Raw genomic sequence first — 24,033 nt, forward strand, 5'->3', positions numbered from 1 at the left:
TTTTCTCCCCCTTTGTTTCCTAATATGCGATCTTCCTACATTATAAATTAACAAAGCTGACATCAGTATGTCAGCTTTGAATATTATTTATAAATCCCAACCAAATTGTGAAAATTGAACGCCTTGTTGATAGTTATCTAGTCCCCATTTAATATATGGAATTATATTTTTAGGTAAGTCTTTAACATTAAACCATTTTAATTCGTCACATTTATTAGGCTCCATATTGACTATATCTCCTTGCCATTGATTAGCTACAAGGAAATAGTCAATACGCTCTTCATGATCCTTCTTGCGATGCATAACTTGTACAGGAATCATATTCTGTCTTTCAATAGTAATACCAGCTTCTTCTTTTGCTTCTCTGATCATGGCCGTTATAAAATCTTCATTACCATCAACGTGCCCCGCTACCACACTATAATTACCATCTTCATATCCAGTATTGTATCTTCTTAGCAGCAAGACTTCATCTTCCTTCATTAAAAATAAGTGTACTGCAACAGGCATTACAAATCGTTCTTTAGCCATAGCCTTATCCCCTCTTTCTCAATGCAACTTCCCAAAGAATTTTGTCCTTGATTCGAGTCATTTGATACTCTTCAATATGAAGAATATCCCACTCATCAAATAATGCTCTAACCTGCTCCTCATTAAAATACCTCTTTTTTCTACCATGTACCTGGTAATAGTTTTCTTCTATCTCAAGCCCTTTACCTGCTCCATATACCTCATCTCTTACAGAATTCAAACGACAGATTAAATACCCGTCTTTTGATAATATTGTTTTAATGTCCTTAACGATTCTAAGCGTATCTTCCCAGGAAAAATAATGTAAACATAGATCTGCAATGACAACTTTATGACCGTTTGCAGAAAAAGGTAACCCCTCTAATAAATCAAATTGCCTCGTTTCAACTTGAGGTATAGCCTTGTTTAATGCATTTAGTGCTTCTACAGAATAGTCACATGCTATGGGTTTATACCCTCTTTCAATTAAATATAATGTATTATTGCCTCCCCCACATCCCAAATCGATTATAGGTATATCTTTAGACATTTCTAATTGATCCTGATACTTATCCAACCATAAATCATATGTAATATCTCCATTTGCTTTATGTTTATAATAGTTATCCCATACATCACTATAATTACTCAAGTAAATCCCCCTTTCCAACATCACATAACAAACGTTTGTTCCCGTCCTATAATTATATTCTTAATAACTATGGTATGTCAATAATTTTATTCATTATATTTTTATATTTTCAATTAATCCAAATGTTTAGAATAAACACAGAATAATATTGACAAATTTTTAACAATTCTTTAGAATGGTTATAATGAATGAATTAAACTATAGTTTGTTAGGAGGTCTTTGCATTGAGAATTAGCGAAGCCAAGGAATGTATTAAAGAACTTTATCTTAATACCAATAGTGTAACTGCTCTCATCAGTGAAAGAGGTATTGGTAAAACCTCTGCTTATCAACAATGTGCTAAAGAGTTAGACATTGGTTATATAGGATTGTATGCTGCCGCTCTTGAAGGACCTGACTTTATGGGCTTACCTGATAAAGATCGTGAAAAAGGTATTACTAAATACCTTGCTCCACAGTTCTTACCAACTCAACAAGCCGTTGAAGATGGCATATATCCTGAACGAGGGATTTTAGTATTAGAAGAGATTAATCGCGTGCCCAGTGATACTACTTCTGTCTTATATCCTCTTCTACTTGAGAAGAAGATCAATGGGCATGACTTGGCACCTGGTTGGACCATTGGTGTCACCATGAATCCTGATACCATGAACTATATGGTTAACTCTCTTGATGATGCTATGTTAGATCGTTTTATTTCCATTGAAGTAACCGCCAATATTCATGACTATGTTGACCACTCTCTAAAAAATCATCCAAATGATGACGTCCTAAATTTCCTCCAAGCTACACCAGATATGCTCTTAATCACAAAAAAATCTGCTGATTCAACAGCATTGAATAAAGCCCCAACCCCAAGAGGATGGACAAAAATTCAGGAGTTGCTCAACAACTGTAAATTAGCTCCCCAATTGATGAGTGAGTTGATTGCAGGTATCGTAGGAGCCCAGACAGCTGCATCATTTTATGGTTATCTTGAGAACAGGAATACGAAAGTACCAGCTGTTGACGATGTTTTAAATCATTACGCCAGTATTCGTGAAGATGTAATTCATCTAGTGAATGATCATCGAATAGACTTATTAAATTATCTTATTAAGAAAGTTGTCCTATGCTTTGAACTTAACAATAGTCATATTCAGAACATCCATGGCTTATTAGATGACTTATCGGAAGAACTTCAAATCCTCTTCTTTAAATACCTTGCAACCAATCGTGAAAAGGATATGGATCGTATCACGGATAGTTCCAATCATTTTGATGCCATCAGTGATCGATTAGTTTCTATATTAGAAATCGAGTAGATAGGAGTTGAGGTTACATGACAATTCAAGAAGTCATGCTGCAGTTACTCATTAAACAACCCTTCTATGGCTATGTAGCTGCTGGTATTACTCCAGTTGAGTCAACAAGCATATCCACTTTTAAAATGTCACCCTATCCTTCAATGAAACTCCACTATAATAGACAATGGTTTGAAGGACTAGAAGAAAGACATCAAATAGGTGTTGTTTTGCACGAATTGATTCACCTCATCTTTTTACATGCCTACAGAAGGGAAAATCGAGATATTAATCTATGGACAATTGCATGTGATATGACTGTAAATGAACATATTCATAAAAGGTATCTACATGATGAGGCTATTACAGTTGATAAAATTGCCAAAGAAATAAAAGAGACCGTACCTGCCAAAAAGAGTGCGGAAACTTATTATGATATCATCTCTGCCAGTGATCAAGTTTTATTTTTTACAACAAGAGAAGAAGATATCATCATTGTCATTGATAGTGATAAGGAATTAAAAGCTGATAAGCTTTCTGAAGACTCATTATCAGATGTCAATGAAAGTGCTCTGCAAAATCAGCTATCCCAAGTCATGAATGACGCCTTTTCAGAAGGTGAAAGTCCAGAAGATATGGAATCTTTGATAGATGATATATATATTGATTTCAAAGTCAATTGGCGACAAGTCTTAAAAAGGTTTTTAACAGGAAAAGGTAAGATACAAACTCGAAAATCCTATAAAAGACAATCAAGAAGGTTTGAGAACTTACCAGGAACAAAACGATCAGTTGGAATCCAAGCTTTAGTAGCTATAGACGAGAGCGGGTCCATATCTAATGGCTTGGTTAATAAGTTCTATGAGGAACTAGTGACCATAAGTAAAATCTCTGGCGTTGAGATATCTGTTACAAGGTTTGATACAGAATGTACCCCTCCGGTTAGACTAAAGGAATTTATTAAGACTAAAAATCGAATGAAAAGTGGCGGAACAGATTTTAGACCAATTTTCAAATTAGCTGATCAAATGAAAATACCCTTGGTCATTATATTTACTGATGGTGATGGCAAAGCACCAGAGAGTGTTCATCAGAAAACCTTATGGGTCATTAATAATCGTGAAAAAAGACCTGCAGGCTTTGGGCATTATGTTCTTTTCGATAGTTGAGCTGATATAATGTGAATGGGGATGATCTAAAAGTGTATATAGATATTGATATTATTGGTGGGAAAATTCTTATTGATAAAAAAGTTTTCGCAAAAGAAATGCTTAAAAAGGGAAGTTACTTACGTCAGCTAACGAAAAGTTCAGCTAAAGGTACAACAAAGAAAGATCCCGCTATCATTAAAGAAGATGGATCATCCTTTGTTATTATCGACTATAATGATGCTGCAAATGTCTCCCTAAATGAAGACTTTGATCAACAATTAACCGCTCTAAAAGAAAAATACAGCGGTTTAATCAAAGGACGCATAACTATAAGTTTAACGAGCCATGGTTCTGTATTTCATGTCTTTGATTTTGATAATTAATAGTACTAGACCTACTTAAACCCTAGAACATTTGCTAATGGGATGATCTAGGGTTTAATGTAGGCACAATAATATCAATATATTTGTTTTCTTTTTTTAATAATATATAATTACTAGTCAAATCATTTCTATCCAAATAATTATCAACAAAAAATCGATAGGCAAAATCAGTATTTGTACTGTATACTCTTATTCTATGAACCATATCTTTTAGCTCATAAACGAGGTGTGTATCTTTAACAGCAACGAGATTCCCTTGTAACCTAAATTGTTCATAAGTATGATCCTTGGACAAAACAATCAATGCATTACGATATTCTAACGCTCTAGTGGGTATGCCATCGAAATAGCAGGAAGTTACACCCTCATCTACAAGCTCCCAATTTAAATGATACAAAAAGTCAAAGTAGTGGTCATCGATTGCATCATAATAAGCTAAGTAATCATCGACTCTTATTTGACTCGGATTCATTCCAAATACTTTTTTAAAAGCCCTTGAATAGACTTCATGTGAATTAAAGCCGTACTTAAAAGCCACATCAACTATTTTTGATTGTGTTGCAATAAGATATCTATAGGATTCACAAATTTTCCGTCTAATAATATAGTCATAAATAGATATGTGAGTTACTCTAGAGAACTCCCTTGATAAATAAAATTGTGAATAGGATACTACATCTGCTACATCCTTCACACCAATGTTTTTTTCTAAGTTAGATTCAATGAACCGAATGCTTTCCTTCAGGGCTTCGTAAATGGCCATAGTTATATCCTCTCTACCGGAATATAAGCATCTAGCTCTGATTCATTAATCTTGTCCATTCCCTTAAATCGATGATCATAGGCTTGTATAATGTATTGATAATTTCTTTGTATATTTTTATTTGATGCTATTTCTTGTTCAAGTTCATACCACCAATCGCTGATGATCTCTTTTCCTCGTAAGGTAACTTTCAAATATAGTGAAGAAGGTATATATTTAGAATCCAACTTTACTGGCAATTGACTTGTGTTCACTTTCTCTCCAACGAATACTTGAAATTGCCCATTTTTTGGCGTATCTTCATTATAGATATGCAGTTCATAGAAGTATGAGTCATGACTTGTATAAGTTCGCTCCTCATGAGAATGAACATACGTCATAAATCTCTGCCATGTTCTACCTATCTCATTTTCTTCATCCCATCCACCTTTTGTACTTAAAGGATCTCCATAGAAACTCATTCCACCTAGTAACATGGCATCTCGTTCCACTAATTCTATATCCATAATACCCTCCTTTAGCAATATTCATCAAATTATAATTCATTTTACCATATCTTCCTCCTTAAATTAAGCCTTCTAACAAATTCATCTCAACATGAATCATCAAGATTATGGACTTCTTTGGATTTATAATGGAGTAGATGAAATAAAAAACGAATGGAGGAATAGTGATGTCAGTTACATTTGATCCTATTGGTAAAGTAAAAATTGAAGAATCAAGGTTCTTCTTAGAATTGGATAAGTGTTACTTTGAAGCAACTCTAGGACTTGAAGAATATAGCCATCTTCAGGTTGTATGGTGGTTTCATCTTTATGATAGTCAAGAAACTAGAAGTCAAACAGTAGTCGATAAACCCTATAAAAATGGTCCAGAGAAGATTGGTTTATTAGCTACAAGATCTCCGATTAGACCTAATCCAATAGCCATTACACCTTGTCCTCTAATCCATCTTGATCAAGAGAATCACCGTATAGAGATTGCTTATATTGACTGTGAAAATGATACCCCTATACTGGATATCAAACCATATGAACCCTCAATTGATCGAGTAAGGGATGTTCAAATGCCAAAGTGGTGTCAGCATTGGCCAAAATACTATGAAGAATCAGCGACCTTTGACTGGGGTCAAGAATTTAACTTTTAAATAACAAAAGCATAAGCGTTATTCATAACTTTCATGAATAACGCTTCTCTTTCTTATTCCCCTCTAGCTTCTCTTGCTGCTTCAATCATTGCTAAATAGCCTTCCACAGGTATATATTCTGGTATGGAATTACCTGAACCAAATGCAAAACCCTTATGACCTGTAGAATATTTGATTACATCTTTAACGTAAGCTTTGATTTCCTGTTCAGACCCTTGACATAAAAGCCCAACATCCACTCCTCCAAAATTCCCTATCCTATCTCCATACTGATCTATCCAAAATGAGAATGGGGCAATAACATCTTCATTTGAATGTTTTGCATCTATCTTAACAACATTCAATAAATCCTCCATTATAGGAAATATGTTACCACACGAATGCAATAAGAATGGTTTATGATATGAATGAACGAGATCAACTACTTTTTTATATTCCGGTATAATATGATTTCTTATGGTATCAGGTGATAGGAGTGTCGTATCTTTAAACCCTAAATCATCACCAAAACGATACACACAAAACATATCTCCATATTTCTTCAGGAACTCATTCCATATTTCCAATATAATCTTGCCTGATTGAATAAAGAGATCCCTAAAGAGCTCTGGATCATCAAATAATATTAGACAAAGGTCTGTATATCCTACTAAGTCTTGTACACATTCAAACACACCGTTACCTACTCCCCCTATAGCCTTCATACCTTGGGGCATTTCTTCTCGTAATAGTTCAAAATCCTCTGAGAATTGGCTGAAAAATTTATCTTTTAGTTCTCCCCATGGATATCTTTTAAAATCCTGTCTCGATTGGATAATTCCCTTTTTATGTCCCCCTAAAGCACCTCCATCAGGTAGTATGCTGGTAATGCATCTTTCAAAGCTTATGGTATCATAACCCATATCTTTAAAGAAGTTGATGTAATATCTCATATACTCCTGTCTATCTGCTTTAGTACCACGCATGAGTTCAGTAATATTCTTATTAATGACTTTATCAATAAATGGCTCGTTGATTGCATGCTCATACAATGGCAGTCTTTTGGGTTGAATGTTACTTGCAGCATTTAGTACATGGGTATAGTTTGGTTCAAATCCCATAGAAAACTCCCTCCTCAATCCTTAATACATTTAGTGTAGCAATTAAGATTGAGAAGGGATATTTATTTTTTGCTTATTTCTTTGCACTTTTTGCTTAATTGATTTTGGTGGATAACCTCTCACCCTTTTATATACCCGGTTAAAGCTTGAAATATTACTAAAGCCTGTTTCTAGTGCTGCTCTTGAAATGGTAATCTCTTGAGATATCATAAGCTTCTCGAATTCTATGACCCTTACATAATCTAAATATTCTTTGAAATTACTTCCTATGACCTTTTTAAAATATCTTGAAAGATGATAATAACTCATATTTGTAATCTTAGCAGCCTGTTCTAAAGTTATGTTATCTTTATAGTGACTCTCAATATATTGGAGTAATGGCTGAAGCACGGCTAAATTCTTCTCTGCACTTTCATCAATATATACGCTAAACAGATCTGATCTAATCAAATAGGTGATTAATTGATAAATATAACCTTTTATACATATCTCATATCCTTTTTTCTGATCTAAGAATTCCTTATAGATTTCTATTATGATATGACTGATCCTTTCATGTTCTACAGCTTCTTCTGTTATGAAGGCATTCTTATTTTTTGGTAAGTTTAAAAAAGATAAGAGATATTTAGTCTCATTAAAATTCTTTAGATTGGTTTGAATTAATTCAGGTAAAAATTTAAAAACAAGAATTCTCACCTCTACATTTCTTTCACAAATCGTGGCATGAATATCACCACTATTTATAATAATGATATCATTCTTTTGAAGAATTAAAGAATGTCCATTGATCTGCTGCTGACATGTACCTTTCAGCATATATAATATCTCAATACTATCATGATAATGGGATTTAACATCAATATAACTTTTTAAGTTGTCCTGAATAAAGACATCTACTGGGAAAATGTCTTTTGAAGTAATTAAATATTCTTTATAAGGATACATAAAAACCACCTGTTAGCTTTTTATTTCATTTTACTAACTAGGTGGCTACTTGTAAATACTTATCTATTATATTCAAAACCTTTTGATCTTACCATTTCAATATCTTCGTTAATCTTGTTACCTACAGTTGTTAAGTAATTACCAACAAGAGCAGCATTAATGCCAGCTTCAAATCCTTTAGCTTGTAAATTTTTCAAAGCATTTCTTCCACCTGCATAGCGGATGAAAGCTTTCGGTAGGATAAATCTAAAGATTGCCATGTTTTTTAAAATCTCCAATGGCTCTAGGGTAGGTTGCCCTTCCATGGGTGTTCCTTTAATCGGATTGAGAACATTGATTGGCACAGATCGAATGCCTAATTCTTTGACCTTAAAAGCAAGTTCAATCCTGTCCTCTTCGTTTTCGCCCATCCCAATAATACAGCCTGAGCATACACTGAGTCCTGCTTCCTGAGCATTACTTATAGTCGTTAATCGATCAGAGTATGGATGCGTTGAACAGATTTCCTTATAATAATCTTCTGATGTTTCTAAGTTGTGATGATAAGTTCGAACCCCAACTTCTTTAAGCCGTCTAGCTTGATCAGTTGTAATAATACCTAAAGATGCACATAAGCGAAGTCTAGGAACTTTTTCGTTTAAATAACGATATATCTCAACAATTTCATCAAAATCTTTACCTGATAACCCTCTACCACTGGTAACAAGTGAAAAATGGTCCACACCATAACTTGCATTTTCTAGTGCTCTCTCTATAGCCTTTTCTTTGCTGATTAATGGATACTCTACAACGCCTGTTCGATAATGAGCTGATTGAGCACAGTATTTACAATCCTCAGAACACTTACCGGATTTGGCGTTCATAATGGTACAAAGGTCTACCCTGCTGCCCATGAAGTGCTTTCGAATCTCATTAGCGCAGTCATATAGTATTTCATAATCTTCTTCATCAACAGCATACAATTGTAATGCTTCATCTTTTGTTATTTCATCACCGTTTATTATTTTATCTTTTATGGATTTTATATGAATACTCACCTTAGCTTCACCTCATCAATAATTCCGTCATAATACTTTTTTTATTATAAGATGAACTTAAAAAATTGTCAACTCAATCACATGACCACGTTGACAATTCAATAACTTTAATCTTTTAAATATCTGTATATTCTTCTTTAGAATCGTAAGAAGTTTCTTTAATGGATTCTATAAAGGCTTCTTTACCTTTAGGTCTGATGGAACTTTTAATTTCTTTAGGATAATTTTTAGCCTGTTTCTGATAGCTGTTAACTTCTCTTGGAGAACTGTTAGCTTCTTTAAATAGATGTTTACTGGAACCCATTTGAACTCTCTTCTTAACTGGATAAACAAATAGTGTAGCCAATATTAAGCTATAAAAAAGTGGATTAAGTATAACATTAGAAAAGATAATGCCTCCATTTCCCATTAATCTGGTCATCGTAACAATACCGCCTGTTAAAACCATGAATTTAAACAAACCATCAAAAACATGCACTACTTTCTCTTTTCGATCATCATCTAATTTAAAAGTAGGGTTGAAGAAAAATTGATAACCAGATTGTACTTCCTCATAGCACCTTAAAGCAATAATATACAGGATACTTGAGAAAATAATGATAGCAAGAGCTTTGGGATCATAAAAAGCATTGATAGGAATGAATTGAGTGACGTCTAGAAGTATAAACATCATATAGATTAAGGCAAATAAAATATACATGGTCTGCCTCCTTTTTCTTCTTATTATACTTATACTCCCATTCTCATGTATTTATGCCACTCCGTGTCCTATTTCATCTTTTTGAGCAGTTCAACAACATCTTGATCTAATTCTCTACATTGATCAATGACCCTTATCATCTTCTTTCGAATGTTCTCATCTGCGAGAAGTTCTTTGTTCATATGATGACCTGGACTATGCTCGATGAGGCTAGCCATCTCATACATGTAGTTATGTTGTTGATCACAACATTTCATAATCTTTTCTAGAATATCTTTATACTCTTCTAGATACTCTATAGCTTGTTCAGCAAATCTAGCAGCATACCATCTTCTTTCTGCATAATCCCAAGTGATGGGATTGACTGCCTTAAAAAAGAGCTCCTCAGTCATTTTATCATCCATGTCCATTGTTTGGTCCGCTAATACCTTCTTCCATTCCTTAAGACCTTCTTCATTCTTCAAATAATCTATCGCATCATAAAAGGCTAGGCTATAACCCTCTTTATAGTTCAATTTCTCCTCTTTATCCATGACCAATAGAACACCATAAGATTTCTCATACCAGTGACTAACTTCTATATAAGTTGGGGTATTATTTGTGGAATACGTTGATGGAAAATTCCATCCCATAAGGGTTTCACCATAATCTTTATAACCAACAACCACACATCCCTGTGGTGCATCCAGCAAGCCCATAACGATTACAGGGCTTTCTTTCTCAGATATGTGGGTAACAATAAGGTCTCGAATCTTTCCCTTACCTTCATAAAATTCAATATCATCTCTTAGTCCACTCTCAAAATGTTCTCCATGTACATAAGAGTCTTCTCTCTGACTAAAATACAATTTATAATCATATCCAATAGCCTTCATAGCTCTCTCATAACTTTTTGCTGGTTCAGGAGTCATAGGGGCACTAAAAGCTTCACCAGTCACTCCCATAAGATAAATAAAACTCTTATCCAATCGCCAGTTCATAGATTCTAATATACGATAACCCATATCTTCACCCAGGTAATCTACAAGTGCTCGGAGTGAAGCTGAAAATTCAAGATCTTCTGGACAACGCGGACCAGAAAAATTGTAATCATCTCTCATTTTAGATTTAAGTGTATATTCCTTATGCATTTTTGACAACCTTTCTTCTTGAACTACTTTTAGCATATGAGGTACTTTTTTCGGCCGAAAATCTTTAATCTCTTCTACTTGCTTCAACTTATGAACATGCACTTTTATTCCACCCTTTCTTTTCAATTGGTAAATAAATTGTTAGTTCTGTTTTTTCTTCTAATTGAATCCAGTCCGTCACTTCATAAACAGCAAACCAATGCCCACTTATTTCGTAGTGACTATTGAAAAACGTCCATCGATAGAGGATGTCAACCAGTGACTTGAGATTATCATAAGAGTGGGGCTTAAGACAGGCGTAATAAGCTGTTGGAATACTTTTGTAGGTCTGATTACTCACTTCCATCTGTTTAGTCACAATAATGCCACAATTCCACCATTTATCATCTTGATCATAGCTTAAATAGAATCTATTATTACTACGTAATAGTTGGTTATCTTTTAGATAATGGACTAAGGATTTTGTAGCAACCTCCTCTGCATTTTCGCCGGTCCCCATAAATAGAAGGACTTCTTTTTCCTCAAGTTTAACAACCTCAATCTTACCAGGATTTAGATCTCTAGCTATAGGTAAAAATAGCCTCATCTTATAAAGCTTATTAGACTTAAAAATATATTCTTCAAAATACTGATGATTACCAAGGATAAAGGAACTTGTAGGCAACCAGTTGGAATACAATTGATTCCAAGCATTGTTAATTGCTTTACTTGAAGAACTAATGGTTTCATCAGGTGATAAAACCTCCACTACTGCGTAGTTCCCAGCTTCTAAATTAACGACGTCGATTCCCTCTTCTGTAACCTGTATGTTATCGTCAACCTCTATCATTACTCTATACCCGTATTTTTTCTGAGTGATATCTACTTGATAATTATAACCATACAATGTGCTCTTTTTTTTCATGCATATGCCATTCTTTTTAGTCCACGCCCTAAACGCCTTTATTGCATCTTCTTCTATTCCATCTTCCTTAGAAGCTAAGTGCTCGTAGGCCAAAACTCGCATAGGTGGAATATTGACTACTTTAATAGATTGCTGATTTACAAGAGTGGTCTCATATATGACATCTTTCTTTGGAAAACTGAAGTAAAGAGCACTTTTCTTGTATTCTCTTGGGGTCACTCCTGTAATTTTCTTAAAGGCTTTAATGAATCCACTCTGTGTTTCAAATCCACTATCTAAAGCTATGCTCGTAAGAGCATCATCAGTCTCTTTCACCCTGTTTGCAGCCTTACTTATTCTTCGCTTTCGAATATAATCTTTAACCGAATGCCCTACAAGAGAATAAAATTCTCTATATAATTGCATCAAAGACATGTATGCTTCATCAGCAACGTGGTGAAGAGAGATCTCTTCTCCTATGTTTTCTTCTATATAATCAATGGCTTTCTGCACACAACAATAATCATTCATATAGGGCTCCTGTTTACCGATATTTTACTTTCACTCATGAGTTATCCATATTATAACATATTATCCTTATAATAATTGTCCAATTTTAACAGAATAAAACCCAGTATAGTTTCTTAAGGAAAATATACTGGGTTACTTAATCATTTAAATTTAGTTTTAACTTAACGTCTACGACCAAACATTCTAAGTAATAAAAGGAATAAGTTAATAAAGTCAAGATAAAGGGATAGTGCCCCCATAATACTTGCTTTTGTATGCTCACCAGTTGCTGTCGTCGAAGCAAAATAGTAAGTCTTAATTTTTTGTGTATCATAAGCTATTAATCCGATAAAGATAATGATTCCAACATATGTTGCTATCCAATAAAGCGCTTCACTTTGTAAGAATATATTAACAACGGATGCTATAATGAATCCTACTAATCCCATCAAGAAAAGATTACCTAGTTTCGTAAGATCGGTTTTCGTTACTAAACCATAAACACTCATGATTCCAAAAGTAACAGCAGTTATCATAAAAGTTGATACGATAGAACCTGTTGTATAAACTAAGAAGTAAGCAGAGATTGTTAGTCCATTGACTGCTGAATATACGAGAAATAACGTCACTGCAGTAGCTGGGTTCATCTTGTGAATACGTCTTGTAAGATAAATAACTAAGGCGATCTCACCAATAAGAATACCAATAAAAGTGAACTGATTATAAAAAACAAAATCAAAAACAGATGTATAGACAGTAAACAGTGCTGTAATAGCTGTTATCAATAATCCTAAAGTCATCCAGCCATATACTTTTGTCATAAATCTACTTTGTTCTAATTGCATATCCAACATCTCTTGAGGCGTTAAATGTGGTTGTTGATGCATATATGTTCCCTCCGTTTCAAATACATTTATTATTATTAAGTATAGACCACCAATATAGGCTTGTCAATTAACTAAAATTTGCATGTATGATTATTCGTATGTATACAGAAGACTCTCTGACTTTAAGCCATTGCAGGTTTCATATAATCCAATAGCTGGGGAATTGTCTGGGTCAACAAGTAAAAACATTTTGCACATATTTTTATTAATGCGTAGCTTGTTTAACTCATCCATTAAACTTTTGCCAATACCCTGTCGCCTGTATTCTTCTGCTACATCAATTTCATGTACATAGAGCATGTTGCCTTTACCATCTATCCTTGGTAACTCGTAGGCTAAAGCAAATCCGATAATTTTGCCTTGATCCAGAGCTGCTATAAGATGATGTTCATCTTCACTTAGGAATCTTTTGATTTTATCATAGCTTGCTTCGTCTTTTCCTAAATCTTTAATCATCAGCTGAACTTTGTCAATATCATAAAGTGTCAGTTCTCGAATATGCATGATCTACTCTCCCTATTCTTTACTGTATTAATTTCTTTTTCCAGTCATATGGTCAATGGTAAGTTTAACAACACCCGTTTTATGTTTAGCTTTTTGAATATAGACTAATCCCTCTTCAAGGAAATCTGGACTAAAACGTTGTATCACCAATTTAAGTGCTTCTTCTTTTTCATGATCATCAACAACTTCTTCAGCCTTTCCAAATACAATGACACTAGAATATAGGGTTGTAAATTTCTCACTTAGGATCCTATCACTTCCTACTACCGTAAAGCTTATCTTATTATTCTCTCTTATATTATCAAGCTTATGTCCCTCAAGAGCGCAGTGGAAATAGATAACACCGTTAGCATAGACATAATTCACTGGGACACCATAGGGTTGTCCATTTGAATCAACTGTAGCAAGTATGCCGTAATCACTTTGCTTTAATATCTCAATAACTTCTTCTTCTGAATCAATCTGCCGATTTAAACGTCTCATTTCTCTCATAATCCATTCCCCTTTCGCATACTGAATACCTCATAATATTTTCATTATAGCACAATTATTTAGCGATTGAAGACTCTTCTTTTATTCTTCATAATATCTAAAATGACCGACTATATGACCTTCTTCATACCATTTGAGGAGCAAATTCTGTTCTTTTGGTACTGTCCATGAGTTATGAATAATATAAGGAACACCATCCTTACGTCGTCTATCAGATATAATAGCAATATGATCCGGCTTCTTTAAGACGACTATATCACCTGGTTGCCACTGTGACATAATACTTGCATTATAAGGCTCAACTGTAGTAGTTAAGGTTTCAGCATACTTACTGAAAAAGACAAACTGATTTTTTACCCGACGAAAATCAATGTTAGGATCAGGCTTATCCACTCTTGGATAGTCTTCAAGATGATTGGCGATGTCTTGATCCATGTCTTCTTTTAAATTATACCCTGCATTAGCAAGAGCACGCCAAATGACATCTGTACATACCCCTTCATCCTCTGGCGGATAACCTCCATCATAATAATCACTATGATATGTCGTTTTATTCTTTATCTCTTCTCTAGCCCCTTCAACGATATCCTTTAAATCTGTAACTCCATCACCATCCTTATCATTGGTCAGGGTAATCGTTTCAACACGAAGAGTTGGTTGTAAAAAATAAAGATAATTCCCATACATGTATTCTTCATATAACAAAAAACCCGCAAACAGAATTCCCAGTATTACAATCCTTAGAAAGAACTTCTTCATTTTTTCACCCCAATCCATAGATTACTACTCTCTTACAATATTTTATCATTCTGAGAATTCTTCCACAAGTTAAAAGCCCTCTTAAAACCTTAAGATTAGCTTAAGATTCAAAGAGGGTTATATGCTCATTATTTATTTAATAATCGCTCTAACTCTTCTAAATTATGTATGTATTCCCCATCATAGTCAATTGCCTCACCATCTCTTACAATTAAAATAGCCTGTAGACCAAGAGCTTTTGCGCCTTCAATATTTTTAGGTGAATCATCAATAAATAAAGCTTCCTCTGGTTGAATATCTAATTCTTCAAGTGCAGTCATGTACATTTTCTCATTAGGTTTAAATACCCCTAAGGTCGAAGACATAACAAAGGAGTCAAAATAATCTCTAAGTCTAAAACTCTTAAAGACACGGTCAAGAGAAGGCCAAGTATCTGATACGATACCTAGCTTGTAATGCTCTTTGAACTTAGGTATGTACTCATAACAATCTTCGTAAAAGATAAATTTATCGTCATTGAAAACTGTATCTTTAGCAATCGCTAGTATCTTATCATCATCTATGTCAATTTCATCAACACTGTCAAAAAGCAACTTATAGAACTTATTAAAGGCTTGTAACTCTTCTTCTTCACTTAGAATTAAATGGTTTTCATCTAAGTACTGATAAGCCTTCATGAGAGCTGCTTCTAATTTTTGCTGATTAATTGAATGGAAAACATCTTTTTCTACATGCTCAAAAAAATTAGGTGGAAAAAACCAGTTACCTGTTCGTGGATAATTTAAAGTTCTGCCAGCATCGAATAGTAATGCTTTTATATTATTATACATTGCCTACCTCCTTATTATTGATAACTATACCTTATTATAACATAAAGGTGTAGGTTTAAAAATTTAAAAAAACTCTATACTATCTTTTCTAAATCTATCGGCATTACTCCACATAGCTGGATGGTTTCCAGATGGATAAAGTAGAACCTCTGCTCCATTAATCTTAATAGCCAGTTTACTTAAATCATCCTCGATATGACTGAGTAAGTCATCTTCCTTACTCCCCGTTAAAAGAACAGGACACTTAATTTCATCTAATCGATGATTATAAATATTGGATCCACTCTCAGCCATTCTCAACAATCGGTCCGAATCTAAATTTACAACACTTTCCCAATCATCTCCTTGAGCATAACTCCAAAAGCCTATCTGCCCTTCTGTTTTTTGTTGACGACTTTTAACTTCATTCTTAATCTCTTCCTCATTAAGAACTTCTCCTGTTAAACTATCGGCTACTACTTTAGCAATCTTATCTTTTGCTAATATAGCTAAAGCTAAGGCAGTTATACCCCCACCACTGGTCCCTATGACTAACACATCTGATAGACCTAAATCTTCGATAAACTCTCTCAACATCTTTGCATTTTCCCACCAGAAGTTGGTAGGCAATCGATCAACTCGATCCGACTTTCCATACCCTAGATAATCAGGACAGAAAACACGATAATATTGACTGTAGAATTCAATATCCAATCCATGTACTGCTGATGATGCGGTATCTCCAGGTAGTATCAAAAGGGGGCTTCCTTGACCTTTGTCTTCATAATAAATCTTCTTTCCATGATACATATAATAGGACATGTTATTCACCTCTCACATTTTAATTTACACATTTTTCTTACGTGCGACTACGCCAAGTAGGTCAGTACTATTTGTATACTTATTACCAGTCAAACCATTATAAATCTCTATCACTTCGAAACCATTTTGAGATAATAGCTTACTGATGGTTTCAGGTGTATAGACTTGTTCCCATAAATTATAGGTTTTTACTACTCTATCATCTTTTAAGATTGTATGCTTCATTAAAGATAGCTGATTTTCTTCATCATATGTTTTTTCTTGTAGCTCTATGTAGGGTTCAGCACTCCAAAAGCCACCCTTATCCTGGATATTCCAATGCTTAAAACTTGCTACAAGGTCTTTTCTCACTGGAGTAAATACATCAAAAACAAAATAGCCATCTTCCTTTATTGACCTGTGAATGTTAGATAGTAACTTTTTTTGAGCTTGAACATTCAACACACCAAAATCACAGTAAATCATTAGGGCTATATGAAACTCCTTTTCAAAATCCATTGTTAAGTAATCTTGATACATATATTGAATTGATAATCCTTCTTCTTTAGCTGCTTTTTTTGCAAATTCAATAGATCTCTTAGAGTAGTCCATCCCTGTAATATTTACACCATTCTTACTTAGCTTTTGACAATAAAGACCTGGACCACATCCCAAATCGATTAATCTGCTGTCCTTATTAAGCTTAAAGCGGTTAATGAGCCAGTTAGTTGTTTTTTCTATTGTCTCTTTCTTACGACTAGCAGCATCCCACTCTGGATTGAGATGCGCTTCCAGCATGCATTTTGAGATATGGTCATCATCCCAAAATACTTCTTGTGTCTTTGGTTCCTCAAATGGAACGGTTGGTAACTCTACATATCTTTTTAATGATTCTATGTTAATATAATCCATTAGTATGCCCTCCTTATTGCACAGTTATCTCAAGATGGATGTCTTCTGGTTCCAGTTCATAGAGCTCTTGATTCAGTTCTTTTACTAATACTGCTCCATTTCTCATATAAAAATCAACAGTATTCTTACTAGGTGTGGCAGAAATATAGAGCTTCTTACCTCCAAACTCTATTGCCTTTCCCTTGACTAATTCAATTAACTCAGCTCCAATACCAAGCTTACGAAAATCGTGACTAACAAATAATATATCCATTTTCAAATAGTTCTTATTTTGACCGATTAATTTATTATCAATAGAGGTAACACCTATTAATAAGCTTCCTTCAAAAGCACCATATAAGCACCCACCCTTATCATAAATTTCATATTGTCGTTCAATCAAGTCTTCCAATTCACCATTAGGAAAACCTCGCATATCATAATGTTCCTCTTCTAATTCTAACCTCCCATTACGGTAATAGTAGATTTGATTGATCACTTCTCTTCGATCTATTTCATTCATCTTTTCAATTTCTTCACGTTTTAATTCTCTATATTTCATCGCTCATTCCTCCTCAAATTTCTTGATAAGGTTTATTAATGCATCTCCTATCTCCAAAATAAAGTATTAAAAAAACTGTAAGAAAATATATCTTACAGCATTCACAATTCTTAAAAACGTAAACTCTAAAAACTCAACATTCCCATGTCAAATAAGAATATATAGCAACAGCTTATACATTCATATATTAGAGTTACAGATTTTAAGATGGTCTGTAAGAACTACTTTACTTTCGATTCACAAAAAAGCATACAAAATAAACCTTTATCAGGTTCAAATCATTTCTTTTATTAAGCTTCAATGAATTAGAAAGTAAAAGTACTCATTAACAGACCTCCTTTATTATTCAACTATTTATAATTATACGCAATTCCAAGTAATTAGTCAAGAATGCACCCCTAGTAGATAGATACACTTGTTGCATTCTGTAAAGTATTCTAAAAAATCTTATGCACAATTTTCCCCCGTACTGTTTATAAGCCTAGTAACCCACTCATAACAAGCATCCAATTCTTCATCACTGATTACTTCAGAGCGATGCTCGAACAATATTTTATAAGTATTATTACTTTGATTAATTATGCTTAAGTATCTCTCTACGTCTGCCCACCCTTCATCAGTTTTCAATGTAGGCAGTGCTGGATAATGATTGTTGGAGAAGTTATCAACGACTCTTCCATTAGATAAATGGACTAGCTCTGTGTATTTAGAATAGCGTTCTACTAATGAAAATGGATCAAACTCCTCATCTAACTCATCTTGTAGATGCAGTCTAGCAATATCTAAGCAAAGTTTAATCCTTGGATATTCTTTTAGTAAATCTTCTAATAGGCTAGACTTCCATGTATACTCATTAATGAAATCTAATTCGAGAACTGGTATAAATTCGTATTGGTTGGCTTTATCATTTAACCAATTAAAGAAGAACCGTACTTCTTTTGCAAAAACATCAAAGTTATACTCTGCTTCGAAATCATACTCCGATGAATGACCAAAACGCCATTTACTTAAGTCCAGTTGTTCATGAATAATCACAGGTTTAGGATAATGGATTAATATATATGTAGGATTAAATTGGTTAACATAGTCTAACTCGTTTTCCATATATGCATAAGATTGCTTTCTTGCCTCTTCATCTCTTGATAAAAATTGAGGATCTCTATGAATCCATTGATTAGCACGTAATGGAAAGTGTATACCTAATTGAAACTCCTGCTTCTTGGCATGAGCCACTAGTTCCAAAATATCCTTTTCCTCTTGCATGAGGCATGCCTCAACACCGAAAAAACTCTCTCGAAAATCTCTTTCTTGTTTATCCTTATTAAAGTTATTAAACTGTCCTATCATTAATCTCTTCATAAGTACCTCCTAGTTTCATATAGCTTCTTCTTCTAATAAATATTTCCTTACACCACTCCGTAAATACCCTTTTGTTAATTCTTCCACATTAACATCTATACTACTGAAATTCTAACTTGTTCGGTTAAATAATTCCTACAATCATGATTAAAACTATTATAACAGATTATCAAAAAAAAGTAACTAACCCCTTAATACTATCCATCTAGCACGAATATTATGTACTTTATACCCCATATAGATAAACGTCATAATAATTAGAAATCACACCTAAAGCTTGAAAACTTAATCTATAAAAGTATATAATACATATTAAGAATATTGTTATTTTAAAGGAGTGTTAATCATGGCCACCTTTCTAAGTCAAAAGCGATCACTTTTACCAATTCATTATGAACTAAGTAAAAATATCTCTATAACCTCAACTGGTGTTGTGAATATACATATACCTTTCCTCGTGAATCAAATAGATTTTTTCCCATCAAGCTTTCGTTTAAAAATATTTGATAAAATTATTTATATTGATCCTCTTATCGTTGATCTGGATGATTATGCCGATTATATATTAATTACTCATTCTCATGAAGATCATTTTTCCTTTCCAGATATTAGTAAACTGCTCAAAAAAGAAACTATCATTTTATGTCCTCAAAAGGCTTATAAAAAATTATCAAAAAAACTTAAAGGGTATAAAATCAAGCAAGTAGCTCCTGAGGAGTCCCTTGTCTTTGAGCAACTAACTATTAAAACTATTGCTGCTTATAACACCCGATCTCGCTTAATTACCCCACATCCAAAGTCTGCACTGAATGTTGGCTATATTATAGATGCAGATGGTATCAAAATCTACCATGCCGGCGATACAGATTATACTCCTGAGATGAAAAAACTTGAGAATCTAAAAGTGATATTAACTCCTATTGACGGTGATAACCTGACGATGACCACTGAAAAAGCTGCTGAATTTATCAATGATGTAAAGCCTGAGATTGCCATACCAATGCATTATAATATTGGCACAGGACAAGAAAATTATTTAAAAGGATTAGTCAATGCCAATACACAAATTATTATTATGGATGGGCAAAAATAAAACCTATAATACAAAAAGCATCTATTCCAAAATCTGAATAGATGCTTTACTTCCTTAAATGGCTTTACGATTAGCCTCATTTACTTTACAATCTGAACATAATTCTTCTTCATCTTGGCACAATTGCATGTTTAAAGCTCCTACAGAAAAATAAATTTCCATAAAACATATTACTAGTGATACTGCTAGTAATATTAAAGATAATGCAAACAAGTAGAAGGCTATAAGCTGAAATCCTATAACGATCAAGAACATGCTAACTATGTTGGCAAAAAAGCCACTTATAGCAAAAGCCTGCATGTTTCTAATATATATTAATCTTTTTCTAAGATTTTTGATCTGTCCTGCTACTCTTTTACTAGGGTTTTCTTCATGCTCTTTGTGCAATGCTCGCACTATATTAGCTAACGCAACAAAGCGGTTTGTATATGCAATCATTAAAAGAGATAGTGCTGGAAAAAGCAATGCAGGGATACTAAGTGAAAAATCATTCATCTAAACCACCTCCACAATTATATGCTTATTATGCACTATACTCTATTAATTGTCAATAGATAATAATTATTATTTAATTCTATTCTTCATTCTCTATCTTTACGGCCTCTTTCAGTGCATTATTAACTGCCTTTTTTAGACCAGTAGTGCTTTTTGTAGCACCGCTTATTGTATCAACCTCCAAAGATTGTGACTCAACAATATGACCACTTAACTCATCTACAGCTTGTTCAAAATTAGTCCCTTCATGAGGTTCAGTACCACCAAATTCAATGACCTGGATATCGATAATACTATTTTCTTGTACCTCAACATTAACCTTGACCTTATTACCTTTAAAACCTGTTGCTTCTCCATAGTAAATACCATCATTGTATAAACTGTTTTGAACATCAATAAAATCGTTACTTATATTAAAAACATACAAATTAATGCAGATTGTTATGAATAATAAACTTAAAGCAATTGATTTCTTATATATTGTATCAAGTTTACTGAATCCATTATTTTTTATCTTTAAAAATAAGTATATACCAATGATCAAGCTATATATAATTCTATCTAGACTTCCACTTACCATTATCACATGAGCGAACATAAGTATATAGGCTAAATACGATAAGAGATGTAGTATTTTCCACTGTTTAACAGTCATTTTCTTTCTAATAATAATAAAGGATGTGATAAATAAAGGTATCATAATGAGAAAAGATATAATACCATTCCATTCTAGGACTTGGTTTTCTCCTATTAGGAATATTAAAGCATGAGGTATTAAAAAAATGAAACCAAATATAGAGTATTCTTTTCTTACGGATAAGGTTTTTCTATAGAAATTCCCACCCTTTTTAAATGCACTTTGAAACATAACTACTATAAAAAATGCAAATCCTAAATATCCAGCATTTATTGGATTACTTAATTCTTTCATCCAATAAGATAGCGTACCAAGAATAAAAATTACAATACATAAAATATTAAAATGCTTTTTTATAAATTTATTGAATTTACAAGCCACTAATATAAGTAAAGCTGACAGTATAATTATTAGCATATTGACCTCCCATAGCTTAGCGTCATTACTGATACGCTGTTTTGTCTTATTATACAATCAATAAAGACAGCAAAATACACCAGATCCATGTGAAAACAATGTGAAAGCTGTGGGACAGAAAACTTACAAGTTTACTAGGTTAATCATATTTGGTAACAATCCCATCATAAATTAATATTAGTGGAGGTGGTACAATGGATATATTACGAAAACAAGCTACAGATAAAACAAAGTGTATAAATGAAGAAGCTTATAAACAAATCCATTGGGATAAATTAGCCATAGAAAAAGAATTAAGCAATAAAAATCAAGTTGTAGATGGTGGATTACCTAAAGTCAATAAGGAAAACTCCCCTATTCCAGCTTGGAATTTACAAAGATACGAATTTTTATTGAAAGATAAAACACCTGATACAGTTCATCCAAAACTGTGGGAACAAGGTAAAATGAATATTAAAACGGGCTTATTCAAGATCACCGAAAATATTTACCAGGTTCGTGGTTTCGATCTAGCTAACATGAGTTTAGTCAGGGGTAAGACAGGTTGGATAATAATATGTTGTTTAACATCTGAAGAAACAGCAGTAGCTGCTTTAGATTTTGTTTCTGATAATTTTGAACCCATAAAAGTAAGTGCTATTATCATTACGCATTCTCATGTTGATCATTATGGTGGGGTTCAAGGGGTTTTAAACTATAATTCTACAGATAATCTTAAAGTATACGTCCCAAAAGGGTTCTCTGATGCAGCCATTGAAGAAAATGCCAATGCTGGTGTAGCTATGGTAAGAAGAAGTGTATATATGTATGGAGAAGTACTTCTTCGTGACAAAAAGGGGCAGATTGATTGTGGTATTGGTAAATATGCATCCATTGGAACAGTAACCTTTTCCGACCAGGTTGAAGAAATTGAGCTTGGTGCCCATAAATATGCTGAAAAGATAATCGATGGCGTAGTCATGCAATTTCATCTATCTCCTAATTCAGAAGCTCCTTCTGAAATGAATATCTATATTCCTTCCGAGAAATCTATATGCATTGCTGAGATGTGTACTGCTACACTACATAACATTTATACACTTAGAGGGGCCGAAGTAAGAGATCCAGTGGCATGGGCTGATCATATACAAGAGGCTATAGATTTATTCGGAAATGATTTAACTTCACTCTTTTCTGTGCATAACTGGCCTCGATTTGGCAATGAGTATTGTTTAGATTATATGGCTAAACAGCGGGATTTATATCAATATATGAATGACCAAACATTACGTTTTATCAACAAAGGTTATACCATTGAAGAAATAGGACATATGATCCAGTTTCCAGAATCCCTAAAAGATGAATGGTTTAATAGTCCCTTCTATGGAACAGTTGTCCATAATGTTAAAGCAATCTATCAAAAATATATGGGATGGTTTAATGGAAACCCTATTGATTTAAATAAGATGCTCCCTCAGGATACAGCTAAAAAGTATGTTAAATATATGGGTGGAGAAGATAAAATCATTTGTAAGGCTAAAAAGGATTATGATGCTGGCGAATATCAATGGGTAGCACAAGTTATGAAACAGGTTATCTTCGCTAACCCTGACAATAAAGATGCTAAATTACTCTGTGCTGATGCTCTTGAACAGTTGGGATATGTGGCAGAATCAGGACCATGGAGAAATACATACTTGATGGGAGCTTACGAACTAAGATATGGTAAATTCCCTCTCTCTTCTACAGCTATAACAACTGTAGCCCTTGATAACATGCCACTTAAGGATATTCTTTATCTATTGAGCATTAGGTTGGACGGGATAAAGGCTGGAGATTTAGATTTTAAAATGAATTTTACTATAAGCGACCGAAATGAATCAGCCTGTATGGAAATAAAACGGGGCATATTGAGATATTTATGTGATGAAGCAGAATCAGCTGCAGATGTATCTGTTACTATGACTAAAGATATACTCTATCAATTATCTACTACCAATAATCATATTAAGTTATCAGAAGTAACAGTTAAAGGAGATTTATTGAAGTGGCAAATGTTTTTATCCATTCATGATGATATAGATAAGACCTTTAACATCATGGCACCATTACCTAAAGAAATAGAATAGATAGGTTAAGTACTAATGACATGCA

General features: G+C 33.6%; 27 protein-coding genes. 6 read left to right on the forward strand and 21 right to left on the reverse strand.

Annotated features, from left to right (window positions below):
- Positions 1-87 precede the first annotated feature (87 nt).
- Both C1Y58_RS03710 and C1Y58_RS03715 read right to left on the reverse strand, forming a co-directional pair.
- A complete protein-coding gene (locus C1Y58_RS03710) occupies positions 88-531 on the reverse strand; it encodes an NUDIX hydrolase (protein ID WP_105614627.1) in 444 nt (147 codons plus the stop codon).
- A 4-nt stretch (positions 532-535) separates the two neighbouring features.
- Positions 536-1,162: a class I SAM-dependent methyltransferase gene (locus tag C1Y58_RS03715; protein WP_242985322.1), complete on the reverse strand. Its 627-nt coding sequence runs from the start codon at positions 1,160-1,162 to the stop codon at positions 536-538.
- 224 nt (positions 1,163-1,386) lie between these two features.
- Here C1Y58_RS03715 and C1Y58_RS03720 point away from each other — a divergent pair, with 224 nt between their 5' ends.
- The 3 genes from C1Y58_RS03720 to C1Y58_RS03730 are packed head-to-tail and all read left to right on the forward strand — an operon-like array spanning position 1,387 to position 3,979.
- Positions 1,387-2,466, forward strand: a complete 1,080-nt coding sequence (locus C1Y58_RS03720; RefSeq protein WP_105614629.1) for a P-loop NTPase family protein — start codon at positions 1,387-1,389, stop codon at positions 2,464-2,466.
- Between the two features lie 17 nt (positions 2,467-2,483).
- Entirely contained in the window at positions 2,484-3,614 is a 1,131-nt protein-coding gene (locus C1Y58_RS03725) for a vWA domain-containing protein (RefSeq protein WP_105614630.1), read from the forward strand.
- A 32-nt stretch (positions 3,615-3,646) separates the two neighbouring features.
- Entirely contained in the window at positions 3,647-3,979 is a 333-nt protein-coding gene (locus C1Y58_RS03730; RefSeq protein ID WP_105614631.1) for a hypothetical protein, read from the forward strand.
- A gap of 34 nt (positions 3,980-4,013) precedes the next feature.
- Here C1Y58_RS03730 and C1Y58_RS03735 read toward each other — a convergent pair whose 3' ends face one another.
- Positions 4,014-4,742 (reverse strand): helix-turn-helix transcriptional regulator, encoded by a 729-nt coding sequence (locus tag C1Y58_RS03735; RefSeq protein ID WP_105614632.1) that lies wholly within the window; start codon positions 4,740-4,742, stop codon positions 4,014-4,016.
- A 2-nt stretch (positions 4,743-4,744) separates the two neighbouring features.
- Complete coding sequence (locus C1Y58_RS03740) at positions 4,745-5,248, reverse strand: GyrI-like domain-containing protein (RefSeq protein WP_105614633.1); 504 nt, start codon at positions 5,246-5,248, stop codon at positions 4,745-4,747.
- Between the two features lie 167 nt (positions 5,249-5,415).
- On the opposite strand from C1Y58_RS03740, the gene C1Y58_RS03745 reads away from it, so the two are divergent.
- Positions 5,416-5,889 (forward strand): SAM-dependent methyltransferase, encoded by a 474-nt coding sequence (locus C1Y58_RS03745; protein ID WP_105614634.1) that lies wholly within the window; start codon positions 5,416-5,418, stop codon positions 5,887-5,889.
- Between the two features lie 53 nt (positions 5,890-5,942).
- Here C1Y58_RS03745 and C1Y58_RS03750 read toward each other — a convergent pair whose 3' ends face one another.
- The 15 genes from C1Y58_RS03750 to C1Y58_RS03820 form a co-directional block, all read right to left on the reverse strand.
- The gene (locus C1Y58_RS03750) at positions 5,943-6,989 is read right to left on the reverse strand and encodes a uroporphyrinogen decarboxylase family protein (RefSeq protein ID WP_105614635.1); all 1,047 of its coding nucleotides are present in this window, start codon (positions 6,987-6,989) and stop codon (positions 5,943-5,945) included.
- 42 nt (positions 6,990-7,031) lie between these two features.
- Positions 7,032-7,934 (reverse strand): AraC family transcriptional regulator, encoded by a 903-nt coding sequence (locus C1Y58_RS03755; RefSeq protein WP_105614636.1) that lies wholly within the window; start codon positions 7,932-7,934, stop codon positions 7,032-7,034.
- Positions 7,935-7,993: 59 nt separating this feature from the next.
- Positions 7,994-8,971, reverse strand: a complete 978-nt coding sequence (gene bioB / locus C1Y58_RS03760) for a biotin synthase BioB (RefSeq protein WP_105614637.1) — start codon at positions 8,969-8,971, stop codon at positions 7,994-7,996.
- 115 nt (positions 8,972-9,086) lie between these two features.
- Positions 9,087-9,671, reverse strand: a complete 585-nt coding sequence (locus tag C1Y58_RS03765; protein ID WP_105614638.1) for a hypothetical protein — start codon at positions 9,669-9,671, stop codon at positions 9,087-9,089.
- 68 nt (positions 9,672-9,739) lie between these two features.
- On the reverse strand, positions 9,740-10,903 hold the full coding sequence (locus C1Y58_RS03770; RefSeq protein WP_105614639.1) for a hypothetical protein: 1,164 nt from the start codon (positions 10,901-10,903) through the stop codon (positions 9,740-9,742).
- Positions 10,890-12,215, reverse strand: coding sequence for an AraC family transcriptional regulator (locus C1Y58_RS03775; protein WP_105614640.1), 1,326 nt, complete (start codon positions 12,213-12,215; stop codon positions 10,890-10,892). The genes C1Y58_RS03770 and C1Y58_RS03775 overlap by 14 nt, the downstream gene beginning before the upstream one ends.
- 161 nt (positions 12,216-12,376) lie before the next feature.
- Positions 12,377-13,081: a Bax inhibitor-1/YccA family protein gene (locus C1Y58_RS03780; protein ID WP_105614641.1), complete on the reverse strand. Its 705-nt coding sequence runs from the start codon at positions 13,079-13,081 to the stop codon at positions 12,377-12,379.
- Positions 13,082-13,171: 90 nt separating this feature from the next.
- The gene (locus C1Y58_RS03785; protein ID WP_105614642.1) at positions 13,172-13,585 is read right to left on the reverse strand and encodes a GNAT family N-acetyltransferase; all 414 of its coding nucleotides are present in this window, start codon (positions 13,583-13,585) and stop codon (positions 13,172-13,174) included.
- Between the two features lie 27 nt (positions 13,586-13,612).
- On the reverse strand, positions 13,613-14,077 hold the full coding sequence (locus tag C1Y58_RS03790) for a pyridoxamine 5'-phosphate oxidase family protein (protein ID WP_330404378.1): 465 nt from the start codon (positions 14,075-14,077) through the stop codon (positions 13,613-13,615).
- Positions 14,078-14,158: 81 nt separating this feature from the next.
- Positions 14,159-14,836 (reverse strand): DUF1287 domain-containing protein, encoded by a 678-nt coding sequence (locus C1Y58_RS03795; protein WP_105614935.1) that lies wholly within the window; start codon positions 14,834-14,836, stop codon positions 14,159-14,161.
- 128 nt (positions 14,837-14,964) lie between these two features.
- Positions 14,965-15,666 carry an HAD family hydrolase gene (locus C1Y58_RS03800; protein WP_105614643.1) on the reverse strand — a complete coding sequence of 234 codons (702 nt, stop codon included), beginning with the start codon at positions 15,664-15,666 and terminating at the stop codon, positions 14,965-14,967.
- A 63-nt stretch (positions 15,667-15,729) separates the two neighbouring features.
- Entirely contained in the window at positions 15,730-16,467 is a 738-nt protein-coding gene (locus C1Y58_RS03805; RefSeq protein ID WP_105614644.1) for an alpha/beta fold hydrolase, read from the reverse strand.
- Positions 16,468-16,491: 24 nt separating this feature from the next.
- Positions 16,492-17,358, reverse strand: coding sequence for a class I SAM-dependent methyltransferase (locus tag C1Y58_RS03810; RefSeq protein ID WP_105614645.1), 867 nt, complete (start codon positions 17,356-17,358; stop codon positions 16,492-16,494).
- Between the two features lie 13 nt (positions 17,359-17,371).
- Positions 17,372-17,899: a GNAT family N-acetyltransferase gene (locus tag C1Y58_RS03815; protein ID WP_105614646.1), complete on the reverse strand. Its 528-nt coding sequence runs from the start codon at positions 17,897-17,899 to the stop codon at positions 17,372-17,374.
- A 447-nt stretch (positions 17,900-18,346) separates the two neighbouring features.
- On the reverse strand, positions 18,347-19,258 hold the full coding sequence (locus C1Y58_RS03820) for a TIM barrel protein (protein WP_105614647.1): 912 nt from the start codon (positions 19,256-19,258) through the stop codon (positions 18,347-18,349).
- A gap of 346 nt (positions 19,259-19,604) precedes the next feature.
- Here C1Y58_RS03820 and C1Y58_RS03825 point away from each other — a divergent pair, with 346 nt between their 5' ends.
- Entirely contained in the window at positions 19,605-20,351 is a 747-nt protein-coding gene (locus tag C1Y58_RS03825; RefSeq protein ID WP_105614648.1) for an MBL fold metallo-hydrolase, read from the forward strand.
- 54 nt (positions 20,352-20,405) lie between these two features.
- On the opposite strand, the gene C1Y58_RS03830 is transcribed toward C1Y58_RS03825, so the two are convergent.
- Together C1Y58_RS03830 and C1Y58_RS03835 are read right to left on the reverse strand one after the other, a co-directional pair.
- Positions 20,406-20,846, reverse strand: coding sequence for a DUF2721 domain-containing protein (locus C1Y58_RS03830; RefSeq protein ID WP_105614649.1), 441 nt, complete (start codon positions 20,844-20,846; stop codon positions 20,406-20,408).
- Between the two features lie 79 nt (positions 20,847-20,925).
- Positions 20,926-21,900 carry an FMN-binding protein gene (locus C1Y58_RS03835; RefSeq protein WP_105614650.1) on the reverse strand — a complete coding sequence of 325 codons (975 nt, stop codon included), beginning with the start codon at positions 21,898-21,900 and terminating at the stop codon, positions 20,926-20,928.
- Between the two features lie 194 nt (positions 21,901-22,094).
- Between C1Y58_RS03835 and C1Y58_RS03840 the strand changes: the two genes are divergently transcribed.
- Complete coding sequence (locus C1Y58_RS03840; protein ID WP_105614651.1) at positions 22,095-24,008, forward strand: alkyl/aryl-sulfatase; 1,914 nt, start codon at positions 22,095-22,097, stop codon at positions 24,006-24,008.
- Positions 24,009-24,033: the final 25 nt, after the last annotated feature.

This window comes from Vallitalea okinawensis, assembly GCF_002964605.1.
GTDB classification, from domain to species: Bacteria; Bacillota; Clostridia; order Lachnospirales; family PQDH01; genus Vallitalea_A; species Vallitalea_A okinawensis.

What these genes read in the sequence shown, in the direction of transcription:
- C1Y58_RS03710 (WP_105614627.1), bottom strand. Translation starts at nt 531, where the DNA reads ATGGCTAAAGAACGATTTGTAATGCCTGTTGCAGTACACTTATTTTTA.
- C1Y58_RS03725 (WP_105614630.1), top strand. Translation starts at nt 2,484, where the DNA reads ATGACAATTCAAGAAGTCATGCTGCAGTTACTCATTAAACAACCCTTC.
- C1Y58_RS03735 (WP_105614632.1), bottom strand. Translation starts at nt 4,742, where the DNA reads ATGGCCATTTACGAAGCCCTGAAGGAAAGCATTCGGTTCATTGAATCT.
- C1Y58_RS03740 (WP_105614633.1), bottom strand. Translation starts at nt 5,248, where the DNA reads ATGGATATAGAATTAGTGGAACGAGATGCCATGTTACTAGGTGGAATG.
- C1Y58_RS03745 (WP_105614634.1), top strand. Translation starts at nt 5,416, where the DNA reads ATGTCAGTTACATTTGATCCTATTGGTAAAGTAAAAATTGAAGAATCA.
- C1Y58_RS03750 (WP_105614635.1), bottom strand. Translation starts at nt 6,989, where the DNA reads ATGGGATTTGAACCAAACTATACCCATGTACTAAATGCTGCAAGTAAC.
- C1Y58_RS03755 (WP_105614636.1), bottom strand. Translation starts at nt 7,934, where the DNA reads ATGTATCCTTATAAAGAATATTTAATTACTTCAAAAGACATTTTCCCA.
- C1Y58_RS03765 (WP_105614638.1), bottom strand. Translation starts at nt 9,671, where the DNA reads ATGTATATTTTATTTGCCTTAATCTATATGATGTTTATACTTCTAGAC.
- C1Y58_RS03775 (WP_105614640.1), bottom strand. Translation starts at nt 12,215, where the DNA reads ATGAATGATTATTGTTGTGTGCAGAAAGCCATTGATTATATAGAAGAA.
- C1Y58_RS03780 (WP_105614641.1), bottom strand. Translation starts at nt 13,081, where the DNA reads ATGCATCAACAACCACATTTAACGCCTCAAGAGATGTTGGATATGCAA.
- C1Y58_RS03785 (WP_105614642.1), bottom strand. Translation starts at nt 13,585, where the DNA reads ATGCATATTCGAGAACTGACACTTTATGATATTGACAAAGTTCAGCTG.
- C1Y58_RS03790 (WP_330404378.1), bottom strand. Translation starts at nt 14,077, where the DNA reads ATGAGAGAAATGAGACGTTTAAATCGGCAGATTGATTCAGAAGAAGAA.
- C1Y58_RS03795 (WP_105614935.1), bottom strand. Translation starts at nt 14,836, where the DNA reads ATGAAGAAGTTCTTTCTAAGGATTGTAATACTGGGAATTCTGTTTGCG.
- C1Y58_RS03800 (WP_105614643.1), bottom strand. Translation starts at nt 15,666, where the DNA reads ATGTATAATAATATAAAAGCATTACTATTCGATGCTGGCAGAACTTTA.
- C1Y58_RS03805 (WP_105614644.1), bottom strand. Translation starts at nt 16,467, where the DNA reads ATGTCCTATTATATGTATCATGGAAAGAAGATTTATTATGAAGACAAA.
- C1Y58_RS03810 (WP_105614645.1), bottom strand. Translation starts at nt 17,358, where the DNA reads ATGGATTATATTAACATAGAATCATTAAAAAGATATGTAGAGTTACCA.
- C1Y58_RS03815 (WP_105614646.1), bottom strand. Translation starts at nt 17,899, where the DNA reads ATGAAATATAGAGAATTAAAACGTGAAGAAATTGAAAAGATGAATGAA.
- C1Y58_RS03820 (WP_105614647.1), bottom strand. Translation starts at nt 19,258, where the DNA reads ATGAAGAGATTAATGATAGGACAGTTTAATAACTTTAATAAGGATAAA.
- C1Y58_RS03825 (WP_105614648.1), top strand. Translation starts at nt 19,605, where the DNA reads ATGGCCACCTTTCTAAGTCAAAAGCGATCACTTTTACCAATTCATTAT.
- C1Y58_RS03830 (WP_105614649.1), bottom strand. Translation starts at nt 20,846, where the DNA reads ATGAATGATTTTTCACTTAGTATCCCTGCATTGCTTTTTCCAGCACTA.
- C1Y58_RS03835 (WP_105614650.1), bottom strand. Translation starts at nt 21,900, where the DNA reads ATGCTAATAATTATACTGTCAGCTTTACTTATATTAGTGGCTTGTAAA.
- C1Y58_RS03840 (WP_105614651.1), top strand. Translation starts at nt 22,095, where the DNA reads ATGGATATATTACGAAAACAAGCTACAGATAAAACAAAGTGTATAAAT.